General features: G+C 63.7%; 2 protein-coding genes. Both read left to right on the top strand.

The window, feature by feature from the left end; all coding sequences use genetic code 11:
* Nucleotides 1-898 (top strand): MBL fold metallo-hydrolase (locus A2I95_RS38410; RefSeq protein WP_291737654.1); only part of this gene is annotated, 898 nt, incomplete at its 5' end.
* Nucleotides 899-926: 28 nt separating this feature from the next.
* Nucleotides 927-1349: DUF6173 family protein (locus tag A2I95_RS38405; RefSeq protein ID WP_291737653.1), on the top strand; the 423-nt coding region annotated here is incomplete at its 3' end.

The raw sequence follows: 1349 nt of genomic DNA, 5'->3' as shown, positions 1-1349 counted from the left end.
CGGCGATGGCTGGACGGTGATCGACACCGGGTTCAACACCCGCAAAAGCCGCGCGATCTGGGAAAGCCTGATGGCGGGGCCTTTGAAGGGCAAACCGGTCACCCGCGTTGTCGGCACCCATCACCATCCGGATCACATCGGCCTGGCCGGCTGGTTCCAGAGCGAACACGGCGCCGAGCTGATCACCACCCGCACCGCCTGGCTGTTTGCCCGGATGCTGACCCTCGACGTGCAGGAGACCTGGCCCGAGGAAACGCTGGCCTATTACCGCAGTGCGGGCATGGATCAGGCGTTTTATGACAAACGCGCCAACGACCGGCCATTCAATTTTGCCGACACCGTGTACCCGATGCCGCTGGGCTTCACCCGCATCAAACAGGGGGATGCGATCCGCATGGGCGGGCGCGACTGGGATGTGCACATCGGCAACGGCCACGCGCCTGAGCACGCGACCTTCTGGAGCCGCGATGACAATCTGGTGATCACCGGCGATCAGATCCTGTCAACCATCAGCCCCAACATCGGCGTTTACGCGACTGAGCCGATGGCGGATCCTTTGGGCGAATGGCTGGAGGCCTGCGAACGCCTGTCGAAACTGGCGCGGCCCGATCATCTGGCCTTGGGCGGGCACAAGCTGCCGTTCACCCGGCTGCCGTTGCGGATGCAGCAGCTGATTGGCAACCACCACGGTGCGCTGGAGCGGCTGATGGATCACCTTTGCGTGCCGCAGACTGCCGCCGATTGCTTTGCACCGCTGTTCAAGCGCACAATCGGCGAAGGCGAGTACGGGCTTGCGCTGGTCGAGGCGGTGGCCCATGTAAATCATCTGTACCACACCGGCCAGGTGGACCGCTGGAAACGCGGCGACGGTGCTTGGCTCTATCAGCGCAAGGGGTGACGCACCCCGCATTTTGGGGGGAGACACCATGAGCGACGAGATTTCGACCAGCGCCGAGGCGGCAGAGGCGGCGGTGCTGCCCTGCGTGCACGAGGTCCATGCCGACCCCGAGGCCTGCGCGGGCCTGCGCAAGATTCCGGAAAAACTGCAAAAGCAGGATGCCGCCAAAAGCCCCGCGCGCTGGGCCTATGAACGTCTGATCCTTTATATCCAGAATTTCGAACAGCAGCTGGACAGCGAGCACGAGGTTGCGATGGGTTTTGCCGGCGGCAATGCCGGGGTGCTGCGGATCGAAGGCATGGGCTATTACGATCCCGATATCATCACCTTTTACGGCAGCGAAGGCCCCGGCGCACGCACTCAGCTGGTGCAGCATGTCAGCCAGCTGAACGTGATGCTGCGGGCGGTGCCCAAGGCGCAGGAAGAAGCCCCGGCCAACCGGATCGGCTTC

It is taken from the genome of Leisingera sp. F5 (assembly GCF_001593695.1).
This window is presented reverse-complemented; position numbering and strand designations above follow the sequence as displayed.